This is a genomic window from Arthrobacter sp. Y3223164 (assembly GCF_059091005.1).
Genome location: NZ_JBNHGF010000920.1, coordinates 1 through 361 on the forward strand (window position 1 = coordinate 1; position 361 = coordinate 361).

General features: G+C 71.7%; 1 protein-coding gene. It reads right to left on the reverse strand.

What is annotated here, in order from left to right:
* Positions 1–46: 46 nt before the first annotated feature.
* The coding region (locus AC5RUJ_RS18725) for an HRDC domain-containing protein (protein WP_494156570.1) at positions 47–361 on the reverse strand (315 nt) is incomplete at its 5' end.

The following is a 361-nucleotide window of genomic DNA, read 5'->3' on the forward strand; positions in this document are numbered from 1 at the left end:
GCTGGGCGCGGCGGCCTGAGCGCGCTCGCCTCCGGGCCGCACAGTCTCAGTTCGCGGCCAGGACGCGCAGCACCTCCTCGCCGTAACGCTCCAGTTTGGACGGCCCCACGCCGGCCAGCCTGGACAGCTCCTGCAAGGACTGGGGCCGGGCTTCGGCGATGGCCACGAGGGTGGCATCCGTGAAGATCACAAAGGCGGGCATCGAGGCTTCACTGGCCGTCTCCTTGCGCCACTCGCGCAGCGCCTCGAACGTCGACTCCTCGTAGGTGGGCGGACAGTTGTGGCACCGGCCCACCTTGCGTTCCGCCCCGCTGCCGAGCAGGGTGCCGCAGACGCGGCACGCCGCCGGTGCGGCCTGCTT